Origin of the sequence: Bacillus ndiopicus (assembly GCF_000612805.1) — a bacterium.
Classification (GTDB): domain Bacteria; phylum Bacillota; class Bacilli; order Bacillales_A; family Planococcaceae; genus Metasolibacillus; species Metasolibacillus ndiopicus.
In genome coordinates this window covers 1,001,019-1,024,907 of the sequence record NZ_HG964403.1, presented here as the reverse complement: position 1 = coordinate 1,024,907, position 23,889 = coordinate 1,001,019, and the positions used below count along the sequence as shown (strand labels likewise).

At 39.0% G+C, this 23,889-nt stretch carries 28 protein-coding genes; 8 read left to right on the top strand and 20 right to left on the bottom strand.

Going from position 1 to position 23,889, the window contains the following annotated elements:
- The first annotated feature begins 181 nt into the window (after positions 1 to 181).
- The gene (locus TY13_RS04675; RefSeq protein ID WP_042472238.1) at positions 182 to 679 is read left to right on the top strand and encodes a DUF309 domain-containing protein; all 498 of its coding nucleotides are present in this window, start codon (positions 182 to 184) and stop codon (positions 677 to 679) included.
- Between the two features lie 339 nt (positions 680 to 1,018).
- On the opposite strand, the gene TY13_RS04670 is transcribed toward TY13_RS04675, so the two are convergent.
- The 15 genes from TY13_RS04670 to TY13_RS04600 all read right to left on the bottom strand — a co-directional run bounded on the left by TY13_RS04670 (position 1,019) and on the right by TY13_RS04600 (position 13,741).
- Entirely contained in the window at positions 1,019 to 1,477 is a 459-nt protein-coding gene (locus TY13_RS04670) for an SRPBCC domain-containing protein (protein ID WP_042472235.1), read from the bottom strand.
- Between the two features lie 68 nt (positions 1,478 to 1,545).
- Positions 1,546 to 2,520 (bottom strand): helix-turn-helix transcriptional regulator, encoded by a 975-nt coding sequence (locus TY13_RS04665; RefSeq protein ID WP_042472233.1) that lies wholly within the window; start codon positions 2,518 to 2,520, stop codon positions 1,546 to 1,548.
- Positions 2,521 to 2,664: 144 nt separating this feature from the next.
- Entirely contained in the window at positions 2,665 to 2,985 is a 321-nt protein-coding gene (locus TY13_RS04660; RefSeq protein WP_042472230.1) for a DUF3221 domain-containing protein, read from the bottom strand.
- 80 nt (positions 2,986 to 3,065) lie between these two features.
- On the bottom strand, positions 3,066 to 3,419 hold the full coding sequence (locus TY13_RS04655; protein WP_042472228.1) for a GNAT family N-acetyltransferase: 354 nt from the start codon (positions 3,417 to 3,419) through the stop codon (positions 3,066 to 3,068).
- 148 nt (positions 3,420 to 3,567) lie between these two features.
- Positions 3,568 to 4,887 (bottom strand): diaminopimelate decarboxylase, encoded by a 1,320-nt coding sequence (lysA, locus tag TY13_RS04650; protein ID WP_042472226.1) that lies wholly within the window; start codon positions 4,885 to 4,887, stop codon positions 3,568 to 3,570.
- Positions 4,888 to 4,961: 74 nt separating this feature from the next.
- A complete protein-coding gene (locus tag TY13_RS04645; RefSeq protein WP_042472224.1) occupies positions 4,962 to 6,404 on the bottom strand; it encodes a spore germination protein in 1,443 nt (480 codons plus the stop codon).
- Positions 6,401 to 7,180, bottom strand: coding sequence for a SigF/SigG family RNA polymerase sporulation sigma factor (locus TY13_RS04640; RefSeq protein ID WP_074432925.1), 780 nt, complete (start codon positions 7,178 to 7,180; stop codon positions 6,401 to 6,403). The genes TY13_RS04645 and TY13_RS04640 overlap by 4 nt, the downstream gene beginning before the upstream one ends.
- Positions 7,181 to 7,184: 4 nt before the next feature.
- Complete coding sequence (spoIIAB, locus tag TY13_RS04635; RefSeq protein WP_042472223.1) at positions 7,185 to 7,625, bottom strand: anti-sigma F factor; 441 nt, start codon at positions 7,623 to 7,625, stop codon at positions 7,185 to 7,187.
- The gene (locus TY13_RS04630; protein WP_042472221.1) at positions 7,618 to 7,971 is read right to left on the bottom strand and encodes an STAS domain-containing protein; all 354 of its coding nucleotides are present in this window, start codon (positions 7,969 to 7,971) and stop codon (positions 7,618 to 7,620) included. The genes spoIIAB and TY13_RS04630 overlap by 8 nt, the downstream gene beginning before the upstream one ends.
- Before the next feature lie 389 nt (positions 7,972 to 8,360).
- On the bottom strand, positions 8,361 to 9,665 hold the full coding sequence (locus tag TY13_RS04625) for a pyrimidine-nucleoside phosphorylase (protein ID WP_042472218.1): 1,305 nt from the start codon (positions 9,663 to 9,665) through the stop codon (positions 8,361 to 8,363).
- A 13-nt stretch (positions 9,666 to 9,678) separates the two neighbouring features.
- Positions 9,679 to 10,857, bottom strand: coding sequence for a phosphopentomutase (gene deoB, locus TY13_RS04620; protein ID WP_042472216.1), 1,179 nt, complete (start codon positions 10,855 to 10,857; stop codon positions 9,679 to 9,681).
- A 151-nt stretch (positions 10,858 to 11,008) separates the two neighbouring features.
- Positions 11,009 to 11,908: a site-specific tyrosine recombinase XerD gene (gene xerD / locus TY13_RS04615; RefSeq protein ID WP_042472214.1), complete on the bottom strand. Its 900-nt coding sequence runs from the start codon at positions 11,906 to 11,908 to the stop codon at positions 11,009 to 11,011.
- Positions 11,909 to 12,056: 148 nt separating this feature from the next.
- Positions 12,057 to 12,512: a ferric iron uptake transcriptional regulator gene (gene fur, locus TY13_RS04610; RefSeq protein WP_042472212.1), complete on the bottom strand. Its 456-nt coding sequence runs from the start codon at positions 12,510 to 12,512 to the stop codon at positions 12,057 to 12,059.
- A 100-nt stretch (positions 12,513 to 12,612) separates the two neighbouring features.
- Positions 12,613 to 13,125, bottom strand: coding sequence for a hypothetical protein (locus TY13_RS04605; protein ID WP_042472209.1), 513 nt, complete (start codon positions 13,123 to 13,125; stop codon positions 12,613 to 12,615).
- A 76-nt stretch (positions 13,126 to 13,201) separates the two neighbouring features.
- Positions 13,202 to 13,741 carry an NUDIX domain-containing protein gene (locus tag TY13_RS04600; protein ID WP_042472207.1) on the bottom strand — a complete coding sequence of 180 codons (540 nt, stop codon included), beginning with the start codon at positions 13,739 to 13,741 and terminating at the stop codon, positions 13,202 to 13,204.
- A 69-nt stretch (positions 13,742 to 13,810) separates the two neighbouring features.
- On the opposite strand from TY13_RS04600, the gene TY13_RS04595 reads away from it, so the two are divergent.
- Positions 13,811 to 14,701 carry an aldo/keto reductase gene (locus tag TY13_RS04595; protein WP_042472204.1) on the top strand — a complete coding sequence of 297 codons (891 nt, stop codon included), beginning with the start codon at positions 13,811 to 13,813 and terminating at the stop codon, positions 14,699 to 14,701.
- Positions 14,698 to 15,177, top strand: coding sequence for a VanZ family protein (locus tag TY13_RS04590; RefSeq protein ID WP_042472202.1), 480 nt, complete (start codon positions 14,698 to 14,700; stop codon positions 15,175 to 15,177). The genes TY13_RS04595 and TY13_RS04590 overlap by 4 nt, the downstream gene beginning before the upstream one ends.
- A 49-nt stretch (positions 15,178 to 15,226) precedes the next feature.
- Here the strand turns inward: TY13_RS04590 and TY13_RS04585 are convergent, their stop codons facing one another.
- The 4 genes from TY13_RS04585 to TY13_RS04570 all read right to left on the bottom strand — a co-directional run bounded on the left by TY13_RS04585 (position 15,227) and on the right by TY13_RS04570 (position 17,711).
- A complete protein-coding gene (locus TY13_RS04585; protein WP_042472200.1) occupies positions 15,227 to 15,484 on the bottom strand; it encodes a YqkE family protein in 258 nt (85 codons plus the stop codon).
- A gap of 9 nt (positions 15,485 to 15,493) precedes the next feature.
- Complete coding sequence (locus tag TY13_RS04580; RefSeq protein ID WP_042472197.1) at positions 15,494 to 16,675, bottom strand: acetyl-CoA C-acetyltransferase; 1,182 nt, start codon at positions 16,673 to 16,675, stop codon at positions 15,494 to 15,496.
- Between the two features lie 306 nt (positions 16,676 to 16,981).
- Positions 16,982 to 17,473 (bottom strand): hypothetical protein, encoded by a 492-nt coding sequence (locus TY13_RS19670; RefSeq protein ID WP_195891654.1) that lies wholly within the window; start codon positions 17,471 to 17,473, stop codon positions 16,982 to 16,984.
- 19 nt (positions 17,474 to 17,492) lie between these two features.
- The gene (locus TY13_RS04570; RefSeq protein WP_042472194.1) at positions 17,493 to 17,711 is read right to left on the bottom strand and encodes a YneF family protein; all 219 of its coding nucleotides are present in this window, start codon (positions 17,709 to 17,711) and stop codon (positions 17,493 to 17,495) included.
- 206 nt (positions 17,712 to 17,917) lie between these two features.
- Here TY13_RS04570 and TY13_RS04565 point away from each other — a divergent pair, with 206 nt between their 5' ends.
- The 5 genes from TY13_RS04565 (at position 17,918) to TY13_RS04545 (ending at position 21,368) form a co-directional block, all read left to right on the top strand.
- Positions 17,918 to 18,259, top strand: coding sequence for a lmo0954 family membrane protein (locus tag TY13_RS04565; RefSeq protein WP_042472193.1), 342 nt, complete (start codon positions 17,918 to 17,920; stop codon positions 18,257 to 18,259).
- Positions 18,260 to 18,279: 20 nt separating this feature from the next.
- Entirely contained in the window at positions 18,280 to 18,933 is a 654-nt protein-coding gene (locus tag TY13_RS04560; RefSeq protein WP_042472191.1) for a PspA/IM30 family protein, read from the top strand.
- 110 nt (positions 18,934 to 19,043) lie between these two features.
- Positions 19,044 to 19,721, top strand: coding sequence for a cell wall-active antibiotics response protein LiaF (liaF, locus tag TY13_RS04555; protein ID WP_042472188.1), 678 nt, complete (start codon positions 19,044 to 19,046; stop codon positions 19,719 to 19,721).
- Entirely contained in the window at positions 19,718 to 20,743 is a 1,026-nt protein-coding gene (locus TY13_RS04550; RefSeq protein WP_042472185.1) for a sensor histidine kinase, read from the top strand. Before liaF ends, TY13_RS04550 begins: the two co-directional genes overlap by 4 nt.
- Positions 20,736 to 21,368 carry a response regulator transcription factor gene (locus TY13_RS04545; protein WP_042472184.1) on the top strand — a complete coding sequence of 211 codons (633 nt, stop codon included), beginning with the start codon at positions 20,736 to 20,738 and terminating at the stop codon, positions 21,366 to 21,368. Before TY13_RS04550 ends, TY13_RS04545 begins: the two co-directional genes overlap by 8 nt.
- 470 nt (positions 21,369 to 21,838) lie before the next feature.
- Here TY13_RS04545 and tkt read toward each other — a convergent pair whose 3' ends face one another.
- Positions 21,839 to 23,833 (bottom strand): transketolase, encoded by a 1,995-nt coding sequence (gene tkt, locus TY13_RS04540; protein ID WP_042472181.1) that lies wholly within the window; start codon positions 23,831 to 23,833, stop codon positions 21,839 to 21,841.
- Positions 23,834 to 23,889 lie beyond the last annotated feature (56 nt).

The window sequence follows — 23,889 nt, the reverse complement described above, 5'->3', positions numbered from 1 at the left end:
ATTTATATTAATTCATTCAGTGGAAATCCATTGCATTAATATAAATCCTTCAGAGGATGTCATAGATTTTAATTGGGATATCCTTGCAAATTCCTATTAAAATCTGGACACAATTACGCCTGGGCGCAATTGATATGATACTATTTTAATACGTTATTCGTAAAGAGGAAAGGTGAGGGTTATGCATCCATTGTTTGTGCAATATTGCGCTTATTTTAATGGCAATGAAGATTATTTTGAATGCCATGAAGTGTTAGAGGAGTATTGGAAGGAAATTGCACCAGGGGATAGACAGCATATCCTCGTTGGCTTTGTGCAGCTTGCAACAGGCCTGTATCATTGGCGCCGTGGCAATATGAACGGGGCATTACGCACATTGCAAAAAGCTTATAATTGTTTGCAAAATGAAGCGCAATCTCCTTTTTTCGACATGTTAAATCGTGCAAATTTGTTAGATGAATTACAAAAAGCGATACGGCGTATTCAGGCAAAAGAAAGCTTCCAAGCATTTCAACTATTAATTGTAAATAAAGAATTCGCACAGCTAGTTAGCTCCTACAGTGCAAAGCTGGAGCCAGTATCTAACGCATTTTTGCGGGATAAACATAAACTGCGTGACCGTTCTGCTATAATTGCTGAGCGTCAGGCAAGACTTGATGCAAAAAATCAAGCAAAATAAGAAAGGTGACTTTTTTTATTGCTGTTGTAACTTCGAAAAAATCTCATGAACTTTTATTTATCCCGTATTAACAGGCTGTACTTTTGCGACGAGTAACCGCAGGAGCACCAGACCCCCACTTCAAAACATCAGATAACATTGAGATGTATAAGCGGGGGATCAAACAGCCCGTAAAAACTCGATTGGTAGTTTCACTTTATCTGTAAATAAAAATAATCCATTTTGAAAAAAATTGATCAAAATGGATTATCTTTTAGCAGAGATTCGTGAAATAGACTTCACATCGTATATCTTAAAACACAAATAAGGAGCTCCACTACCTCCTTATTTGTGATAGACCTATGAGCCTTCGCTAAAGTTTAAAACATTCCCCGTTTCTATCAAGGTCTTTGTATTATTTAAAATCATCCACCATGCCTTGTCGGTATTTTCATAAGAGGAATCCTCTTCTTTCCACTGGTCATGAATGAGTGTCAATTTCGTACATGAGCTTAAAGGCTCTAAAATATATGTGATTCTTGATTCAAATGCATGATCATCTTTCACATAAGATTTTCCAGGATAATGAGTAAATTGAAGTAACTGATTTGGCTCGTATCCCAATACATTTCCGTATACATGCACGGTTTCATCCCCATCGACTCCTGGACCGACATACTCTAAAGAATCGCCAATTTTAAATGTAGATTTAATGACAGACCCATAATAAATTTGTTTTGTACCTTCTGGAGAGACAAGTGCCTTCCATACTTCCTCAGGTGTAGCTGCGATGTAAAACTGATATTTCAAGTCCTTCATGTTTTTTGCCCCCTAAAAATTATATTCTGAACAAGTACATTATAAAAAAACTTCACTGACAAGTACGGTCAGTGAAGTGAAGTATTTTGATAATGATTGAATAATTCAAGGCTGATAGTTGCCAATTTTTCTTGTAATACAGTTGGCTCCAAAATGGTTATAGATCTACCATAGGGTAGAAGAAAGTAAGGTACAAAGCTATGAATAGCCTCCTTATCAACCTTAAAAAGAGCTTCATTGTTTTTTCGCTCTATTAAAGCATGATTAAATAACCAATGCTGACACAAATCATCAAGCGCATGTGCCTTGCCTTTGATGCGGACAGAAATAAGCTTTTCAAGTTGATTGGAATTAGGTAAAAGATCTTTTAGAAAGAAAGTTCGTGCTGAAAATCCCGAAGGCCTATCAAATTTTTTATCCGTTCTAGATAATGATTGAATACGATCAATTCGAAAACTTCGAATTTCCTGACGCAAATGGCAATAAGCAACGGTATACCACTTACCTTTCCAATAAACAAGACCATAAGGGTCAATATGGCGTGATTGTGATTTAATCTCATTCCCTTTATGATAATCAATAAATAGCCTATAACTTTCGGCAACAGCAATTTCTAAATCTTGAAGAATGGGTTTCAATGACGGTTCAACAGTAGGATGTATAACTTCAAATCCTCTTAAATGACGATTGATATTATCCAATTGCTCCTCATTTGTATATGTTTTTAATTTAGAAATTGCTTCATCTAAATCTTCACTAAAGGGGTACCCTGCATCTATTGCAAATTTTGCAGCATGGACAAGTGCTTTTTGTTCATCCTGGTTAAAAAACAAAGGTGCCTTTGTGAATTCATTCAGTAAACTGTACCCACCATTATGTCCTGCATCTGAAATGATTGGTACTCCACTTGCACACAGAGCATCAATATAGCGATACACTGTACGGATACTAATTTCTAATTCTTCTGCTAGCTCCTTAGCAGTCAATTGTTTTCTCGATTTGAGGAGCCATAATATAGAGAGCATGTTAACCATTTTAGACATATATAGAGCTTCCTTTCTCTGAATTCAAATAAATGCTGAAAAGATTTGCTCCTGCGATTACTCGTCGCAGAAAAGATTGCTCCTGCGATTACTCGTCGCAGAAAAGATTGCTGAATCAATATATAAAAGACTTGGAGTGAAAATTCATTCGATTACCTCAATTTTTTTCGCACCCGCCCTTGTTGGATAAGAAGTTTGTTCTTTACCTTTTGCCCAAATCTTCACTTTATCTCCTTCTTTTAAATTGTCAGTTTTATTGGATTTATAGTACGTCAATCGAACCCCTTCTTCTTGTAAAGTAGTAATCGACTTGTTTTTTGTTACTTCATAGTCATTTGCAGTAATGTTTTCGGCAATTAATATTTCATCTTCTATTTTTAATATGTAACCTTCAGTTTGTACGCCACAGCCACTTAGTACCATCAAAATGACAACTAGTAATGAACTAACTAAAATGTACCTCAATACTTCTTCTCCTTTTAAAGAAATACAAAAAACTGTAGAGAAATGCTAGCATTAGCCTATTCTCCACAGCTTCTTTTTCTTTATTCCTTATTCGATAGATGATGCTGCAAAAATGGTGCTGTTTCATCATTATATTGCAGACTGTCATATTGCCCTAAAGCGCGTAGCTCTTCTAGCATCGCGGCAGTAATTCCTTCGCCGTGATAAGAAGGAAGAATCGAAATATGTTGAATAGTCGCCGTCGAACCTTCTACAGCAACACCAATTATGCCAACAAATTCTTCATCTTTCTTCCATAAATATAACTGCCGATCTGTAGCTTGCTCATAATGATGCACAATATCCATTAAATACTTTGAATCTTTGCACTTCGGCATTAATGAAATTAAACCCATCGCAATTTTTTCAAATGTTTTTTTATATTTTACTAACATCTTTACATTTCCTCATTTTCTGCTATACAAAACTATTATGTTAATCAACTACAAAGGTCGGAATGATCACATAAATATAAATCAAACCCCAAAATAGTATAAAGGACACTAACCCTATTAATAGCTTCCATTTTGATATTCTCAACGATTATTCACCCTTCTTAAATGTTAATGGGAGATCGTTTTGTACAATATCATCATAGCTTTCACGTCGAATAGCTAGCTGGTGTTCACCTGCTTCTACAAAAACAACGGCTGGGCGCGGCACACGATTATAGTTTGAAGCCATCGAATAACCGTAGGCACCTGTACAAAACATAGCTAAAATATCACCAGACTCCGCCTGCTGTAGTGCAGCATCAATCATCAATTTATCACCAGATTCACAAAGCTTACCAGCAACCGTATAAGTGCTATTTTTCGGTGCATTTGCTTTATTTGCAATAACAGCCTCATATTTCGCATCGTACAAAGCTGGACGGATATTATCACTCATCCCACCATCCACTGCGATATATTCACGAATGTTAGGCACTGTTTTTTGTGATCCAATCGTATAAAGTGATGTTCCTGCATCACCGACAAGTGAGCGACCTGGCTCAATCCAAATCTCCGGCATCGCTAATTTTAGCGCAGCTGCCTCCGCTTGTACAGTGTTGATCATTTCAGCTACATAAATATGTGGTGCAAGAGGCTTATCCTCTTCCGTGTAACGAATACCAAAGCCTCCGCCAAGGTTTAATACAGTACACTCAAAGCCGTGCTTTTCTTTCCATTCACCTATTTTTTTCATTAGCTTGCCAGCTGCTAAGCTAAAGCCATCCGTTTCGAATATTTGCGAGCCAATATGACAATGCAAACCTAAAAGCTGTAAAAAATCATGATCCTTTACTTCCTCAAAAGCACGATCTGCTTGCCCATTATTCAAATCGAAACCAAATTTTGAATCTGCTTGCCCAGTAGTAATAAAGTCGTGCGTGTGTGCTTCTACACCTGGTGTTACACGTAGTAAAATACGCATCGATTGCTGCTTTGCCTTTGAGATTTCCTTTAACAAGCTAATTTCATAAAAATTATCGACAACGATACAGCCAATTTTCGTATCAAAAGCAAGCTCTAGCTCCGCATATGATTTATTGTTGCCATGAAAATGAATGCGCTCTGCTGGGAACCCTGCTTTAATTGCAGTATATAACTCACCGCCAGATACAACATCAAGCGATAAATTTTCCTGCTCTGCTAGTTGATATGCAGCAATACAAGAAAATGCTTTTGAAGCATAGGCTACCTCGGCTTTTATGCCCAGTTGCTTAAACGTATCGATAAAGCTTCTAGAACGCTCACGAATTAGCTCAGTATCATAAACAAATAGCGGTGTGCCATAATCTTTTGCTAGCTCAACTGTATCTACTCCGCCAATCATCAAATGCCCATTATTTGAAATACTTTGTGTTCCATATAAATGCACTCTACTCTCCTCCATTACCGCTCAAAATAGTATATGAGAACTTTAACATAGGAGAGAACCGAGTGCAATGTGCTTTATGCTCGTTTTCGCTGCTGTGCACCCACAATATATGGCCTAAGTGCATCATCAGACATTGGAAAACGAATAAAGACGCGCATAAATGCCTTTGGGAAAAAAGGAATAAGCGGCCACATATAAGGAACTTTTAACGGACGTAGTGCACATAAATAAGAGAAAATTATAAATAATGCAATAAAAAATCCATTAGCTTCAAATAATGCTGTCATAATCAATAAAAAAATACGGAAAACTTTAATTGAAATGCTTAGCTCATAATTCGGTATTGCGAATGTAAAAATTGCAACAAGCGCTGTATATAATACAACCTCGCTTGAAAAGAGCCCAACATCAATGGCAATTTGCCCAATAACTATCCCGGCAATTAATCCCATTGCGGTCGAAAGCGGTGTTGGGGTATGAATAGCCGCAATCCGCAAATATTCAATACCTAAATCGGCAATAATCATTTGCAAAAAGAGCGGCACTTTCGACTGCTCTGCTTCTCCTAAAAAAGAAAGCGCATCAGGTAGCAAATGACTATCCTGCGCAAATAAATACCATAATGGCAGCAACACTAAGCTAAGCAATGCTGCCGCGTAGCGTAAAAGCCGCATCATTGAGCCAATTAATGGCGCCTGACGATATTCCTCGGCATGCTGTAAAAAATGGAACATCGTCACAGGCATCAGCATAACAGATGGTGACGTATCAACAATAATTGCAATATGTCCCTCCAATAAATGCGCTGCCACAATATCTGGCCGTTCAGAGTAGCGGACGAATGGTAGGGGATGAAACTTTTGCTTGAATAACCACTCCTCCAAAGATTTATCCGCCATCGTTAAACCATCATGCTCGATTAACTGAAAGCGCTCCTGAAGCCAGTGAAGATGCTCTTCATTTACTAAATCCTTTATATAACAAAGCGCGACATCCGTCTTCCCTAGTTTAGAGATTTGCGAAAGCTGAAAGCGCAAATTTGCACTTCGAATTCTGCGACGAATTAAACCTGCATTTTGTATAATATTTTCTGCAAAACCATCACGTGCACCTCGAATCACCTTTTCATTATCAGGTTCCTCTGGGTTACGTCCCGGATACTTGCGAAACTCTGCGCAATAACAATAGCCATGTGTCGTCACAAGACCAACTCGTCCGCTTAAAACGCCCAACAAAAAATCTTCAATCGTTTCGACAGGCTCTTTTCCATGATGATTAAAGTGCGCATCAAAATAGGCGGGTTCATCCTCAATATGTTCAGACCTCTCATACTGTAATTCAGCTAGTAGTTGCGTTAACGTTTCACTATCAACCAGTCCTGAAATATAGACCGATAACACTTCCATATTGCGTACAAAAATAGGCTTTACACAAACGTCAAACGATTCGCTATCGCCTAAAACTTCACTTAAATACTGCTGTGCCTGCTCTAAAGATGTAAAAAGCTGATTGCTCATTTTTTCACTGCCTTTTTCGTAGTTGTCACATCCATCCATTGCTTCAGCTGTGCTAATATTTTTTTCTCTAAGCGCGATACTTGCACTTGTGAAATTCCAAGTCGCTCCGCTATTTCAGTTTGCGTTAAATCCGCAAAATAGCGTAAATAAATAATGGACTGCTCTCGTTTATCAAGCTTTGTTAGCATTTCCTTGAGGGGAATATATTCAAATGGGAGTTGCGATTTTTCATCATACATTTGATCCATCAATGTAATGGAGTCCCCATCGTTTTCAAAGAGCTGTTCATGTAAAGAGGCCGGATCTCTCATTGCGTCTGTCGCAATCAAAATATCATCCTGCGTCACACCTAAGCGCTCCGCTAGCTCTGAAATAGAAGGTGGCTTCTCATTCGTCTTCATATATTCCTCTGTAGCATGACGAATTTTATAGTTTAGCTCACGAATTGAACGGCTAACCTTTACCATACCATCGTCGCGTAAAAAGCGTTGAATTTCTCCAATAATCATTGGCACAGCATATGTTGAAAATTTTACCTCGTAAGATAAATCAAATTTATCAATCGATTTCATTAAGCCAATACAGCCGATTTGAAATAAATCCTCCAGCTCTACACCGCGCGATGAAAAGCGTTGTACAATTGACCAAACAAGCCGTGTATTTCCTTCAATCATCCGCTTCCTTGCCTCAATATCCCCTTGTTGCGAGCGCTCAATTAATACCCGCATCTCCGCCTGCGTCAACAACACTTCTGAAGACTTTTCGATTGTCCCCACCCCTTTACATTACTGACGCATGTGCTGATGATATTTTTTTCGTAAAAGTCACGCTTGTCCCTTCGCCTTCAACAGACTGCACAACAAGCTCATCCGCGAAACTTTCCATAATCGTAAAGCCCATACCTGAACGCTCTAAAGCTGCTTTTGTTGTAAATAAAGGCTCCATCGCCTGTGCAACATCGCCAATCCCTTTCCCATAATCCTGAATGCTTACTTGTATCGTATGACCGATTAACGTTGCTCGCACTGTCACAACGCTTTTGCCATCCTCCTCGTAGCCATGAATAATTGCATTGGAAACAGCCTCCGAAATAATTGTTTTCAATTCAGATAACTCGTCTACTGTCGGATCAAGCTGAGCAATAAAGCTCATAACCGCCATTCTTGCTAAACTTTCATTCTCACTTTTTGCAATAAATGATAATGTCATTTCGTTATCCATGAACAATCCCCCTTATATGTGAAATAGCTGCTTGTTCATCTGCATGCATAATATATTGTGCAAGACCAGAAAATTGGAATATTTTCTGCATTGTCGATGAAGGATTTAAAATAATGATTTGACCACCTACGATGCTAAGCTCTCGCATTCTTCCTAAAATTAAGCCAATGCCTGAGCTGTCCATAAATTGCAGACCTGCTAAATTCCAAATTAATGTCGTCACATGCCCTTGCAGTATCGTTTTCGAAATTTGAGCACGGATTTTTTCAGTTTCATGATGCCCAAGCTCCCCATATAATCGAATAATTGCAATCTGCTCTGGGTACATCGAAAGTTCATAATTCATATTGCTTCGCCTCCTCGTCCTAACGCTAATTCTATGACGAGTTTCTTTTCCCTTCACACCCGACAAAACTAGTGCTGCTTCGCTAAAACTAGTGTCTATACGTCAAAGTATGGGAAAGTGAATTATTTTTTAAACATCGCATTTATTTTTTATTGGGTGTTGAGGTTATTCCATGTTTTCGCGGAGTTATTTTATGTTTTGGAGGTTTATTCTACGTTTTCAGGAGTTTATTCTACGTTTTTTGAGTTTTATTCCACGTTTTCAGGAGTTTGTTCCACGTTTTTTGAGTTTTATTCCACGTTTTTTATAACCGCTAGTATTTTTCTGATTTTATCAACAAAAAAACCTATAAAATCGGTATTAATCCGATTTTATAGGTAAAATATCTATTATTTCGTAATAATCGCTTCAATCAATTTCGGAGCAACAACTGGCTCCTGAGATAAATGGATGTGTGCATAAATTTTCTCAACAACATCATCAATTTGTTCACGGTTCGCATGGATTGTTACCAGCGACTCTCCCGCTTCTACGTAATCTCCAACTTTTTTGCGCAACACTAAGCCCACAGCTAAATCGATTTCTGATTCCTTTGTTGCACGTCCTGCGCCAAGAAGCATTGCCGCTGTACCAATATCATCTGCCTCGATTTTTGCTACATAGCCTGCTACCTTCGCTACAAGCTCTGTCACATAAGTAGCCTGTGGTAGCTTTGTTGGTTCATCAACAACAGAGGCATCTCCGCCCTGTGCTGCAATAAATTTTTTCAATACTTCAAGCGCAGCACCATTCTCTACAACTTCCTTTAGCATCGCACGTGCTTCGTCAATTGTTGCTGCTTTACCACCAAGCACAACCATTTGTGAACCAAGTGTATAGCACAGCTCGTTTAAATCAGCTGGACCATGCCCTTTTAACGTATCGATTGCCTCTTGAATTTCAAGTGCATTTCCTATTGCATATCCTAATGGCTGGCTCATATCTGAAATGATGGCCATCGTATTACGCCCAACGTTATTGCCGATGCGCACCATCGTCTCAGCAAGCTTTTTCGCATCTTCGGCTGTTTTCATAAAGGCGCCATCACCCGTTTTTACATCAAGTACAATGGCATCTGCACCTGCTGCAATTTTTTTCGACATAATCGAGCTAGCAATTAATGGAATACTTGATACAGTAGCTGTAACATCGCGCAAGGCATAAAGCTTTTTATCGGCCGGTGTTAAATTGCCACTTTGCCCAATAACCGCCATTTTAATATCATTTACTTGCTTCGCAAATTGTTCATTTGTTAGTTCCACATGGAAGCCTGCAATCGCCTCTAGCTTGTCGATTGTACCGCCTGTATGCCCTAAGCCGCGACCGCTCATTTTCGCAACTGGAACCCCTACTGCAGCGACCATTGCTGCTAACGGTAGTGTCGTCGTGTCACCTACGCCACCTGTTGAATGCTTATCTACCTTTATACCTTCTATTTGTGCTAGCTTAATTTGCTCACCAGACTCCACCATTGCCATTGTTAAATCAGCTAGTTCACGGTCATCCATTCCTTGAAAATAAATGGTCATTAACAATGCACTTGCTTGATAGTCCGGTACATTGCCGTTTGTATAGCCGTTAATGAAAAAACGAATTTCTTCTGTTGTTAACGTTTGACCATCTCGTTTTTTCTCAATAATATCTACCATTCTCATTTGCCTAGCCTCCCTATTTCAATTGTTGCAAAAAGCTTGTACCAAACTTAGGTGCTGCAATTTTAAAATTGTCAGCAATCGTTGCTGCAATGTCCGCAAATGTTTCACGTAGTGGCAGTTCTACTCCACCATTAAAACGTGGAGAATAAACGATTAATGGTACATATTCACGCGTATGATCTGTACCTGGGAAAGTTGGGTCATTACCATGATCAGCTGTAATCATTAGCAAATCATCCTCACCTAGCTCCGATAGCACCTCTGGTAAGCGACGGTCGAATTCTTCTAGCGCCTCACCATAGCCAATAGGATCGCGACGGTGACCAAAGTTTGCGTCAAAATCAACTAAGTTTAAAAAGCTTATCCCATGAAAATCGCGCTGTGCCACTTCCACCATTTTATCCATGCCATCTGTGTTGTTTTTCGTGCGAATGGCTTCTGTTACGCCATCACCATTGAAAATATCAGAGATTTTACCGATTGCAATAACATCAAAGCCTGCATCTTTCATTTCTGCCATCGTTGTACGACCGAATGGTGTCAATGCATAGTCATGGCGATTTGCTGTACGTGTAAAGTTGCCTGGTTCGCCAATAAACGGACGCGCAATTACTCGCCCAACTAAATATTCTGGCTGCAATGTTAATTCGCGTGCGATTTCACAAATTTTATAAAGCTCCTCTAATGGCACAATTTCCTCATGTGCTGCGATTTGTAGCACAGGGTCAGCAGATGTATAAACAATAATTGCCCCTGTTTCCATATGCTCTTGCCCAAAATCATCAATAACCGCCGTTCCGCTTGCAGGCTTGTTGCACAATACTTTACGCCCTGTACGTTCCTCTAATTGTGCAATTAGCTCTTGGGGGAAGCCATCTGGATATACTTTAAATGGCTTGTCAATGTTTAAGCCCATAATTTCCCAATGACCAGTCATCGTATCTTTACCTACAGATGCCTCTTGCATCATAGTATAGTAAGCCTTTGGTTCATCTACTCGCGCTATTCCTTGTAGCTCTCGAATATTAGATAAGCCTAAGCCTTCCATCGTAGGCATCTTTAAGCCATTCATTTTTTCTGCAATATGGCCTAACGTATCTGAGCCGACATCCCCAAACTTCTGAGCATCTGGTGCTTCACCAATTCCTACCGAATCCATTACAATTACATGTATCTTTTTAAACGCTTCCATTATTGCACGACCTCCTTTTCACTATATATATATTTTACCAAAAATAATTCAAAAATAAAGGTCAGACATCTGACTGTACAAAATTTTTATCTTCTGAATAAAAGATGTCCATCCTTCTATGTGACATTTTGTTCTAACAATGACTAACTACTTATGCACGTGGGTGGAATTGCTTATATACCTCAGATAATCTCGTTTTGCTCACATGTGTATAAATTTGTGTCGTTGAAATATCTGAATGCCCTAACATTTCCTGTACCGCTCGTAAATCCGCTCCGTTTTCAATTAAATGAGTGGCAAAGGAATGGCGCAACACGTGCGGCGTAATTTCATGCTGAATTTTCGCTGTCTGCGCATGCTCCTTCAATAGCTTCCAGCAACCTTGTCTAGTTAATCTTTTCCCTCTACGGTTAATAAATAACGCGTCAGTTTTTGGATATTTACCTTGGAGCTCGTAGCGTGCTCGCCCTAAATAATTTTCGCATGCTGTAATTGCGCCGCGACCAAGCGGAATAATTCTTTCCTTTCCGCCTTTACCAAATACACGCACAAAGCCCATCGTTAAATGGATATCATTAATATCGAGCTCAATTAACTCGCTAATGCGCATCCCAGTAGCATACAATAACTCAAGCATGGCAACATCGCGAACCCCTTGAGCCTTAGAAAGGTCTGGAGCTGCAATTAGTGCATCAATCTCTTGTATGGAAAGGACTTTTGGTAGCTTCTGCTCCAATTGTGGCATTTCAAGATGCACAGTCGGATCAGTTGTCGTTACTTTTTCCCTTAATAAAAATTGATGGAACGACCTAATTGATGAAATATGGCGAGCGATTGTGCGTGGTGTTTTTCCTGCTGCACGCAGCGCTTCTAAATGCAATAAAATGGTTGCACGCGTTACTTCATTAAAGGACGGTAGCTGCTGTGCTTGAATAAATGCTGCATAACTCGCCAAATCGCGCTCATACGATACAAGTGTATTATCAGATAATTGGCGCTCTACGCGTATAAAATGAATATAATCTGCAATAGCATCTTGAAATACATTCATCCCTAAAACCCCTTCCGAATAAGTAGAAATGAAAAGGGGCATCGGGAAAATCAAAACCTTCCCGACGCCCCCTTACTACTATATCAATATTGCTCCCATAATGGTCGCAAAAGGCGTGTCTTAAAATCGCTTTTAGACACGCCCCCCCTCACTCACTTGAATCTTCATTGCCCTGACATCTCCAACAAATACCATGGAATGTTAGTCGATGGTCTTTAATGATAAAATTCCAGCGCTTTTCTACTACTGCTTCTACATCTTCTAATAAGTCTTCTTGAATTTCATCAACTGCACCACATTCAATACAAACCAAATGATGGTGAAAATGAGCAGCTCCCTCTTGTCTGAGGTCATAACGAGACACACCATCACCGAAATTGATTTTATCAACAATTTTCAGCTCAGTTAATAATTCTAACGTGCGGTATACAGTCGCTAAGCCTATTTCAGGAGCTTTTTCCTTTACTAGCAAAAAAACATCTTCTGCGCTTAAATGATCTTCTTCATGTTCAAGCAGAACGGCCACTGTCGCTTCACGCTGTGGCGTCAACTTATAGCTAGCACTATGCAGTTGTTTTTTAATACGATCAATACGGCTCTCCATGTGACGCCCTCCTAAACTCCTCTTATTATACCAAATGAGCAAAACGACTGACAAGCTAATGATGCTTTATCTAGTTAATTCATTTGCTCTTATTATGAATCTATTCAAACACATACGATATAACAAGCATTTCAAATAATGCAAGTATGCAAAATAATAGTATAATTGCTAACATTCGTCTATATGTCGCAGTACCTTTTTTGGCGAATCGCATCGGTCTTTTCGTTGATATACCTAAACAAATCATCAATAGTAAGATACAATAAATAAATTGAAAAGGAAACCACCATATACCATATGCAAGTAAAGATTTTTGCTGTGTTAACAAATACATTGAGCTAAACCCTAAAAATGTCACTCGTAGCGCAATTAACCATTTAGCAACAAACGCACAAAAAGGATGTGTTGCAAATAATAGCACAATTGCTATTGCAAAAACTACTGGTAAAATGGTTTGCATTACGCTAGGTGCCTCTTGTTGCAATAGACGCCCGTCCATCAATTGAATAAGTGCAATTGCCTGTTCCAAGCTAAATATATAAAAGCAGGCAACACCACTTAGAAAGCCAACGACAATCATACTCGTTAATTGTATTATAATGCTTGTCCGCAAATTTAAGCCTCCTTTACAACCAACTTATGCTAGTCCAAGGCTGATATGCGGATATTTTAAATCGTTTTTCTATGCATTATTTTTGATTTTTCAACCACATCACAGCATATGCTGTTTTCGCATCATAAATTGCACCACTTGCCATCATAGCTTCTGCTTCTTCTAATGTCACTTCCATTAATTCAACAAATTCATCTTCATCAAGAGGAGCCTTTTCCTTTAATGGAATGAGCTTACGTGCAACGAATAAATGAATCACCTCATCCGCAAAGCCTGGCGAAGTCGCAAATGTTTGTAAATATGTAAGCTCCTCACACGCATAGCCTGTCTCTTCCTCAAGCTCTCTACGCGCTGTTACTTCTGGTTTTTCTCCCGGCTCTAGTTTACCAGCAGGAATTTCTACAATTGAGCGTTCTAATGCCTTACGATATTGCTCAACGACTAATAATTTGCCTTCATCCGTCAATGCAATTATTGCTACTGCACCAGGATGATTTACCACTTCTCTCTTCGCTATCTCACCATTTGGTAGCAATACATCATCTACTTTCAGCGAAATCACCCGTCCTTTAAAAATAGGCTGCGATGTAACTGTTTTTTCCTCAAATTTATTCAAAACTATTCGCCTCACTTGTCGTATTAGATGAATCCATTGTAACATTATACAGAGAAAGGTGTGTATTTCATGAAAAAAAGAACTGTTGGAAAGAGCAATATTGAAATTTCTGAGCTTAGTCTTGGCTGCATGTCATTGCCTGCGAATGTAAGTGAAGCCCAATCTATTATAGAAGCCGCGCTTGATGCCGGAATCAACTATTTTGATACAGCAGATTTATATATGCGAGGTGAAAATGAACGCATAGTTGGTGAAATTTTAAAGCCATATCGTAATAAACTTATTGTCGCTACAAAAGTAGGTAATCGTTTTGAAGTTGGGCAAGAAGGCTGGTCATGGGATGCTTCACCAAGCTATATAAAAAAAGCCGTAAAAGATAGCTTACAGCGTCTCCAAACAGACTATATTGATATCTATCAGCTACATGGTGGAACGATAGAAGACAATTTAGACGCAGTAATTGATACATTTGAAGAATTAAAGAAAGATGGCTTAATCCGTGCCTATGGGATTTCTTCAATTCGACCAAATGTTTTTGTACCCTTTACCAAAAAAGGACAGGCAATTAGCAATATGATGCAATACAGCATGCTCGATCGGCGTGCAGAAGAATGGTTTTCAGAGCTTACAGCAAACGGCGTCTCTGTTGTCACACGAGGCTCTATCGCTAAAGGCTTATTAACAAAAGAATGGCGCTCTCGCTTGCAGCCTTATATGAATTATTCACAGGAAGAACTGCAAACATTGTTAGCAAAACTGGAAGAACAATACGGCTCATTACATAGCTTAGCATTAGCTTTCAACTTACAGCATCCAACCATCGCTTCAACCGTTATTGGCGCAAGCACAAAGCAGCAATTGCTAGAAAATATTAATGCATACTATGCAATAGAAGATTTACCTCTAATTGATGCTATAGGAGAACAAATAAAGAAGGATATTTACACAGAACACCGATGAAAAAATATATTTTCCTTATAGTCGCCGCACTATCTATCATTGCATTTTCATCAAGTATGAGCTACCAGTCACAAACAATTGTTCCAGAGCTTCGCGTTTTATTAGCAAATAAGCCCTTTGAAGAAACATTAAGCTTACTTAAAATACCTTATTGGGGAAGAATTAATTCCGTAGAATCAAGAGGTTATTTTTATTTTGTAGAATTTTTAATTCGAAAGGCTACCCATTTTATTGGCTTTGGCATTGTCGGCGTTCTTTTTTACCTACTTTACCGTAAGCTAACATGGCGCTTTCCTGCTATTCTTGCATTGGCGACGGTATTTTTGATCGCCTCACTTGATGAAATAAGACAAGCATTTTCACCTGGACGCACTGGCGTCTTCTCAGATGTTTTACTCGATAGCTCTGGTGCATTGTTTTTTATTATTATAATGGCCATTATTTTACGCTTGAAACGCCGTAAATTACCAAGATAAAAAGGACGTGTCTGCTGTGACACGTCCTTTTTGCTGGTTTTAACAGCCTTTAATATTTCGAGCCTTTATCACCGTATTGGTCTAGCAGCTCCTCAAAGCTCATGTTTTTCTCACGTTGCTTACGCTCAAAAACAAGCCTTGCTTGACGCTCTTCCTCGGCTGCCTGCTCTTTATCTACTAGCGCCTGCTTTGTTGCCTTTAACTTTGCTAGCACATCGCCACCTAGTTGGTCCTGCAATGTTGGTGCTTTTTCTTGCTCAAGCTTTGGTTGTGCTGCTTGTTTTTGACCTATTTTCTTTTTTGCCATTTTATTCACCTACCGTTGTACTATCGTCGCAACACCTTGTCCGCCACCGATACATAATGTAGCAAGACCAAGTGTTGCATCTCGTTTCTGCATTTCATACAATAATGTTACTAAAATACGTGCTCCGCTAGCCCCAATTGGATGCCCTAATGCAATCGCACCGCCGTTAACATTGAGCTTATCATGATCGAATTGCAGCTCGCGGTCTACTGCTATTGCCTGTGCCGCAAAAGCTTCATTCGCTTCAATTAAATCGATGTCCTGCAATGATTTATTTGCTTTTGCTAGTGCTTTTTGCACCGCTTTAATTGGACCTGCCCCCATTATTTGCGGGTCAACACCTACACTTGCATTGGCGATAATCGTTGCCATCGGTGTTAATCCTAATTCAAGTGCGCGTTTCTTAGTCATTAATACGAGTGCCGCTGCACCATCATTAATTCCCGAAGCATTACCTGCCGTCACTGAGCCATCTTTCTTAAATGCTGGGCGAAGCGCAGCAAGCTTTTCCGCTGTGGTGTTAGCCTTAACATATTCATCATGTGCGAAAATAATCGGTTCCCCTTTGCGCTGTGGAATTTCCACAGGTACAATTTCATCAACGAATTTCCCATCACCCATTGCCTGTGCTGCTCTTGTTTGTGAACGAGCCGCGAAAGCATCCTGCTCCTCACGCGTAATTTCATATTTATCGCATAAATTTTCCGCTGTTATTCCCATATGATAATCATTTTGTGCACACCATAGCCCATCATGAATCATCGTATCAACAACCTTTTGGTCACCCATGCGGAAGCCTTCGCGCGCATTTTTCAAAACATATGGTGCTTGACTCATATTTTCAAAGCCACCTGCAACAACAATTTCCGCATCCCCCAGTGCGATTGCCTGTGCGGCTAAATGTACAGCCTTCAACCCCGAGCCACACACTTTATTAATCGTCATCGCTGGCACTGTGTAAGGAATCCCTGCCTTTAACGCAGCTTGACGCGCTGGATTTTGCCCTAACCCCGCTGCAAGCACATTCCCCATTATAACCTCATCCACTAATTGTGGCTCAATATTCGCTCGTTCTATTGCTTCCTTTATTACAATACTACCTAGTTGCTGTGCTTGTATGTCCTTAAGTGTCCCCTGAAAAGCCCCAATCGCCGTTCGTACCGCACTCACAACCACTACTTCATTTATCATGTCATTTCCCCCTTAAATTCATAACACCTTTTGTACATTTACTATTTTACCAAATTACAATTGGAATTTATATGTGAATTTCTCGTGTTATTTGCGGTTTCTTATGACTTATCTGCGGTTTTTCCGAGTTATCTGCGCTTTCTTATGACTTATCTGCGGTTTTTCCAAGTTATCTGTGCTTTCTTATGACTTATCTGCGATTTTTCCGAGTTATCTGCGCTTTCTTATGACTTATCTGCGGTTTTTCCAAGTTATCTGCGCTTTCTTATGACTTATCTGCGGTTCTCTTAAGTTATTTGGGTTTTCTCATAAGTTATCTGCATCCCTTTTTATATCAATAAAATATTTTCTTCCCCTATTCTCACCTTCAAAAGGAAGGTTTAGTTTTTTCAACAAACGTCTTGCAGCGTATAACGAAGCTATCCCGACAAATTCTCTAAATTTATCATTCGTAATCCATTCATCTATCAACAAACAATAATCATTCAATGCTTGCCGCAGCAGTTTACCATCATCTTTCATAGAACAGCGTGGGCATATAAATTGTCCGTGATAAAATTTCATTTGTACTTGAAAATCACATTGCTGGCAAAGCACACCTTGTCGTACCTTTGATTTATCAATATTAAATTGTGGTTTGGCTATAAATTGCATTTGAATTAATTTATCGAGAAGATGATGAAGCTCTTCAGAGGTTAGTCGTGGCTTGTATTGTAAAAGAAGGCTCCTTACATAAAACTCCAATCCACTACTTATTTCTTCAATTTTATCCATAAAAAAAGATGCCTGAAATTCCACCCAGACATCTCTCTTCATATTATTTACCTTGAACTTTGTTCATTTGTGCCATCATTTGGCGAACTTGCTTTTCAGACGGGGTACGTCCCATTTGAGCCATCATAACACGAATCATTTGTTCATTTATCGGTGGATTTTCTTTCAAGTACTTCATCATATATTGACGCGCAAGGAAGAAGCCTAATGCAACCCCAGCAATTAAAGCAACAATAATTCCAAGAATCCATGCCCATGTCATCGTTAAACCAACCTCCTCCATTACCTATCTCATGAGAAAACTCTCCACAAAGCATTATACACTACTTTATTTGTGCTTTCTATTGTTTATTTATAAGTCTCATTCTCCCTCAGCCTCGAGACCTAGAAAAAGATACATTTACAGGTCGTTATGCAAAAACGGAACATCCTTTAACATAAAGGTATCAACAAAAGGAGGTCAACAAAATGAAAAAATTTCTTTACTTTATCGGAGGCTCTATCGCGTTTCTAATTGCTTTAGCATTACTAGGGCCGATGATCGGCTTACTATTCTCAGGATTACTTGTGGCAGCAGGTTTACACTACTACACAAAATGTACATCTGTATTTGGCAAAATTATGAGTGCAACGGTTGCATTAGCAGGTTTCCTTAGCGCTGCATCAAACATCCCAGCATTGATTGGTTTAATCGCAATTTTTGTACTTTACTACATCGCAAAAAATTGGAAACAAGAGTCAAACATTATTGAAACAGATGAAGATCCATTCAACAACTTTGAAAGAGAATGGTCAAAATTATCTAAATAATAAAAAGGAGCGGATTTACAATGGCAAATTTATTCACACGTTTTAAATATCAATTACAGGCAGATTTACACGATTTCTTTGATAAAAAGGAGCGCAAAAATCCAATCGCTCTTTTAAATCAATACATTCGTCAAGCAGAGCAACAAACTGAACAAACAGGAAAACTATTAGCACGTCAAGGTCAACTGAAAAAAGAACTTGAAGCACAATTAAAAGAAACAGAAACAATGCTAGCAAAGCGTGAGCAGCAGTTAAATCTTGCAACAATAAGTGGTGAAAGTGATTTAATCATCTTTGCACAAGGGGAAGTCGAGGCCTACACAACACGTAAAGTTGGATTACTTTCTAGCATTGATGTGTGCACAGCTGAATACTTTGAATTAGAGCGTAAATTTGAAACAATGAAACATAAAATTAAAGATATGAAAGTGCGTCAGCTACAGTTAATGGGGAAAGAAAATGTCGTACGTGCACATCATCAAATGGACAAAGTGCTTCATAATCAAGATGAGAGCAATTTCGATGAACTTTCAAACTACTTTGATGATATCGCAGCAAAAATTGACAATAAATACGAGGTAACAACATTTGAATCGCGTCTTGCAAAGTTAGAAAAAGAGCAAAAATTAATTACAACTAACGAACAACAGCAAAATCATGCTATAGTAGAATAGCCATAATCGGAGAGGGTACACATCCTCTCCCTTTTATCTTGAGTCAGCTGATGTCAGCACGTCGGTTGACTCAAGGTAAAAGACCTTAAATTTTGAAAGGAGACCCCTCTATGAAACGGCTGACAACAGACCAAGTAACTTTTTTTCTATTAGGATTACTGTTCATTATGTTAATTGAACTTTCAATATTTCAAAATGGCTCCGTCTTTCTATTGTTTTTCGGTATAATTTCTCTTTATTTTGGAATGAAAAAACAGCGTAAATTTCTATTATGGACTGGTATTCTATTTATAATAATGGCTCTTTTTGCTTTGTGGAGTTTAAGATTGTACTTTATTGTTTTAATTGGCTATTTACTATATAAACAATTGACTAAAGAGAACGAGATTGTAGAAGTGACAAATCAAGGTTGGACTTCCTCTACTTCTCGCAACCAATTAATCGGGGCAACAAGCTCGCCTTTAGAACCTTACAAATGGGACGATGTACTACTAAAGCGTTTTGTAGGCGATATCGTAATTGATACAACACAAACGATACTACCTACTGGTAAATCCGTTATCACTATTCAGCAGGCAATCGGAAAAGTGCATATCCTCGTTCCATATGAAGTGTCAGTCCGATTGCATTATACGACATTTTACGGGGAGGCATGTTGCTTGAATGAGCCTCCTAAACGCTTGATTAATGAAAGCTTAAGATTTGAAGACGGACAGACTGATGACAAGCGTTTATTAGTCATCAATGTGTCAACGTGGATTGGTGATGTGGAGGTGTCGCGCGCATGATTGGATTTATCTTTCGTATCATCATCCTTTTTAGCCTTTTATCGTCAATGACTTTTGGTTTTTTCGTTTATATTTTAGGAGTACCATCAGAAGAGAAATGGCATTTCTTTATCGATGAAAAACTTGGTGTATTACCGCTTGATATTACAATTGTAAGCGTCATTTTTACGATATCATTTTTCATTAGTTTATGGATGTCTGCTTTAACAAAAACGCGTGAAATCACAACAACCCGTACGATTAATAAACTGACTAGCCCTGAGTTTAAGCCATTGAAGAAGCGAGGTATCTCCCGTTCAATGAAAAAAGCAATCAATGAGGCTGGTGCTTTAATCGAATCACAGCGTGCTGCCTTACAGCGCTTATCGAATGAAAAGGCGGAAACAAATGACAAAATTGTACAAGAAAGATTGATTGAGGAGCGCCAGCGTTTAGCACGTGAATTGCATGATTCTGTATCACAGCAGCTCTTTGCAGCCTCAATGTTGCTCTCTGCTTTAACAGAGCAAGAGGAAAATCCGCAATCAAAGAAGCAGCTTGGGCAAGTTGAAAAAATTGTTCAGCAAACACAGCTTGAAATGCGAGCACTTCTTTTACATTTACGCCCTGTTGCTCTGCGTAACAAAACACTAGCAGAAGGGTTAAACGATTTAATTCAAGAGCTTCAACAGAAGGTTTATTTTCATATTGAATATAAACTAGAGGAAATTGAACTCACAAAAGCGCAGGAAGATCATCTTTTCCGTATTGCACAGGAAGCACTTTCCAATACATTGCGTCACGCCAAGGCAACAGTTGTTGAATTGCTCCTTGTAGCACGTGATGATTTTGCGATCTTACGAATTCAAGATAATGGTATAGGCTTCGACAATCAATCTGATAAAAGCACATCATACGGCTTAAATAATATTGCCGAGCGAGCGGTTGAAATTGGCTGTCTTTATAAAATTGTATCCGTTCCAAATGAAGGTACAATTGTTGAAGTAAAAGTTCCGAGAAAGAAAGGTGAACAGCTTGATTAAAGTATTACTTGTAGACGATCATGAAATGGTGCGGATTGGTGTAGCAGCCTATCTATCAGCACAGCCTGATATCGAAGTTATCGGCGAGGCTGCAAATGGCTTAGAGGCAATTGATAAGGCGCTCTCTTTACGTCCTGATTTAATTTTAATGGATAATGTTATGCCAATTATGACAGGAGCAGAGGCAACAGAGAAAATTTTGCAGCAATGGCCTACTGCAAAAGTCATGATGGTAACAAGCTTTTTAGATGATGATAAAGTATATCCAGCCCTTGAGGCAGGGGCTGTTAGCTATATTTTAAAAACATCAAACGCGAAGCAAATTGCCGATGCCATTCGTAAAACGATAAATGGCGAAACAGTTTTAGAACCTGAAGTTACAACAAAAATGATTTCTAGAATGCGCAGTGCTACAACTGCCCCATTACATGAAAGCTTAACAGAACGTGAAATGGAAGTACTACTTTTAATGGCTCAGGGTAAAGCAAACCAAGAAATTGCAGATGAGTTATTTATCGCATTAAAAACAGTGAAAACACATGTTAGCAATATTTTAAGTAAATTAGATGTACAAGATCGAACACAAGCAGTCGTCTATGCTTTCCAGAACGGATTGGCAAAATAATAACCTTTGGTGCTATGCCTTTATAGTGCCAAGGCTTTTTTTACTTTGGGGTGCAGTACCATATTTGGCTTTTGTTAAACCGATATAGCATTCGTTGAAAGTGTCAAAATCAAACTTTTCAATAGCAAAAAATTAACATGCTAACACATAATTTTTCTCATCAAAATGTCTATACCGTAACATTACCCCATTTTCATAACATGATTTAATTCAAATTTATTAGATATACCTGCTTTTATGATTGTTGCTAACCCCTGACTTATGCGTGAATGTGTATCGTTCTAATAAAGTATTGGACAAAACCCGAAAGGTAGTTCGATATTCTCTTCCCTCAATTGAACATTTCCAACAAACAGAAATTATTTACACATAAATTGGTTATCCATTATAATTTGACAGCCTTCATAAAGATAAAAAAATAAGGCTCCCCTAATCATAACATTAGAGAAACCTTATATTTTATTGACAGCTTATAATGCTTTTACCTTATTCACTACATTTTCAACTGTGAAACCAAATTTTTCGATTACTAAATCGCCAGGTGCTGATGCGCCAAATGTATCAATTCCTAATACATCACCATCTAAGCCAACATATTTGTACCAGCTTTGCGTAGCACCCATTTCGATTGCTAAACGTTTTGTAACAGCCTTCGGTAAGACAGATTCTTTATACTCTGCATCTTGTTGATCAAATGCAAACGTTGATGGCATTGATACAACAGATACATCAATTCCTTCAGCAAGCAATGCTTTTTGTGCATCAACCGCTAAAGAAACTTCAGAGCCTGCTGCAATTAAAATTGCATCTGGTGTTGCTTTTGTTGCTGGTGAAATTACATAACCACCACGCACTACACCATCAGCAGCTAATTCCGCTGTCGTTTCTAGTACTGGTAAATTTTGACGAGATAATACTAAAGCAGTTGGTGTGCTTGGTGATAGAACTGCTTGCTTCCATGCCTCTGCTGATTCATTTGCATCTGCTGGACGAATCACATTTAAGTTTGGCATTGCGCGTAATGAAGCTAGATGCTCAATCGGCTCATGTGTCGGACCATCTTCACCAACAGCGATTGAATCGTGTGTGAACACGTATGTTACTGGTAAGCCCATTAATGCAGATAAACGCACTGCCGGACGAACGTAGTCAGAGAATACAAAGAATGTTGCTCCAAATACGTTAACACCACCATGTAAAGCCATACCATTTAATGCTGCACCCATTGCAAATTCACGTACACCAAACCAAATATTGCGCCCAGCATAGTTTTCTGCCGAGAAATCTCCAGCGCCTTTAATTGTTGTTTTATTTGAGCTTGCTAAGTCCGCACTTCCACCGAAGAATGAAGGTAACTTTTTCGCTAATGCGTTAATTACATCGCCAGAAGATGAACGTGTTGCGACTGATTTGCCTGCTTCATAAACTGGCACTTCAGCTGCAAAATCTGCTGGTAAGTCACCTTCCATTGCATTTTCGAATTCTGCAGCTAACTCTGGGTATTCAGCTCGGTAAGCTTCGAATTGTTCATTCCAAGTTTTTTCTGCTGCTACACCTTGACGCTCTGCTGCTTCTTTAAATGTTTCATATACTTCTTGTGGAATGCTGAAAGGCTCGTGTCCCCAGCCATAATGTGTTTTTGTTAACGCTGCTTCATCAGCTCCAAGTGGTGCACCGTGAGAATCTGATTTACCAGATTTATTTGGTGAGCCGTAGCCAATTACTGTTTTGACTTCAATTAAAGTTGGCTTGCCTTTTAGTTGTTTCGCCTCTTCAATTTTAGCGCTTAAGTCTGCTACATCGTTACCATCATCGACGCGTAAATAGTTCCAGCCATATGATTCGAAACGTTTTTGAACATTTTCAGAGAATGCCATGCCTAATTCGCCATCTAATGAAATATCGTTACTATCATAAAGCACAATCAATTTTTCTAATTGTAAATGACCTGCTAATGAAATAGCCTCCGCAGCTACACCTTCCATTAAATCACCATCACCACATAAAGCATAAGTGTAGTGATTTACAATTTGATAGTCATCTTTATTATATTTAGCTGCAAGGTGTGCCTCAGCCATCGCCATACCAACAGTCATCGCGATACCTTGTCCAAGTGGCCCAGTTGTTGCTTCAACACCTACGGTATGACCATACTCTGGGTGACCAGGTGTTAATGAATCCCATTGACGGAAGTTTTTAATTTCTTCCATTGGCAAATCATAGCCACCTAAATGTAGTAAGCTATAAAGTAGCATAGAGCCATGTCCAGCAGATAATACAAAGCGGTCACGGTTATACCAATTTGGATTTTGTGGGTTATGGCGTAAATGCTTTGTCCAAAGCGTGTAAGCCATTGGAGCTGCACCCATTGGTAAACCAGGGTGGCCAGAATTTGCTTTTTCAATTGCATCAATTGACAATGTACGAATTGCATTAATTGCAAGTTGATCCGGAGTGTGAGTCATTTTTGACATCCTTTCTCGTGCTATATAGTTTACTTTTATAGTGTAGTCAAGAACGT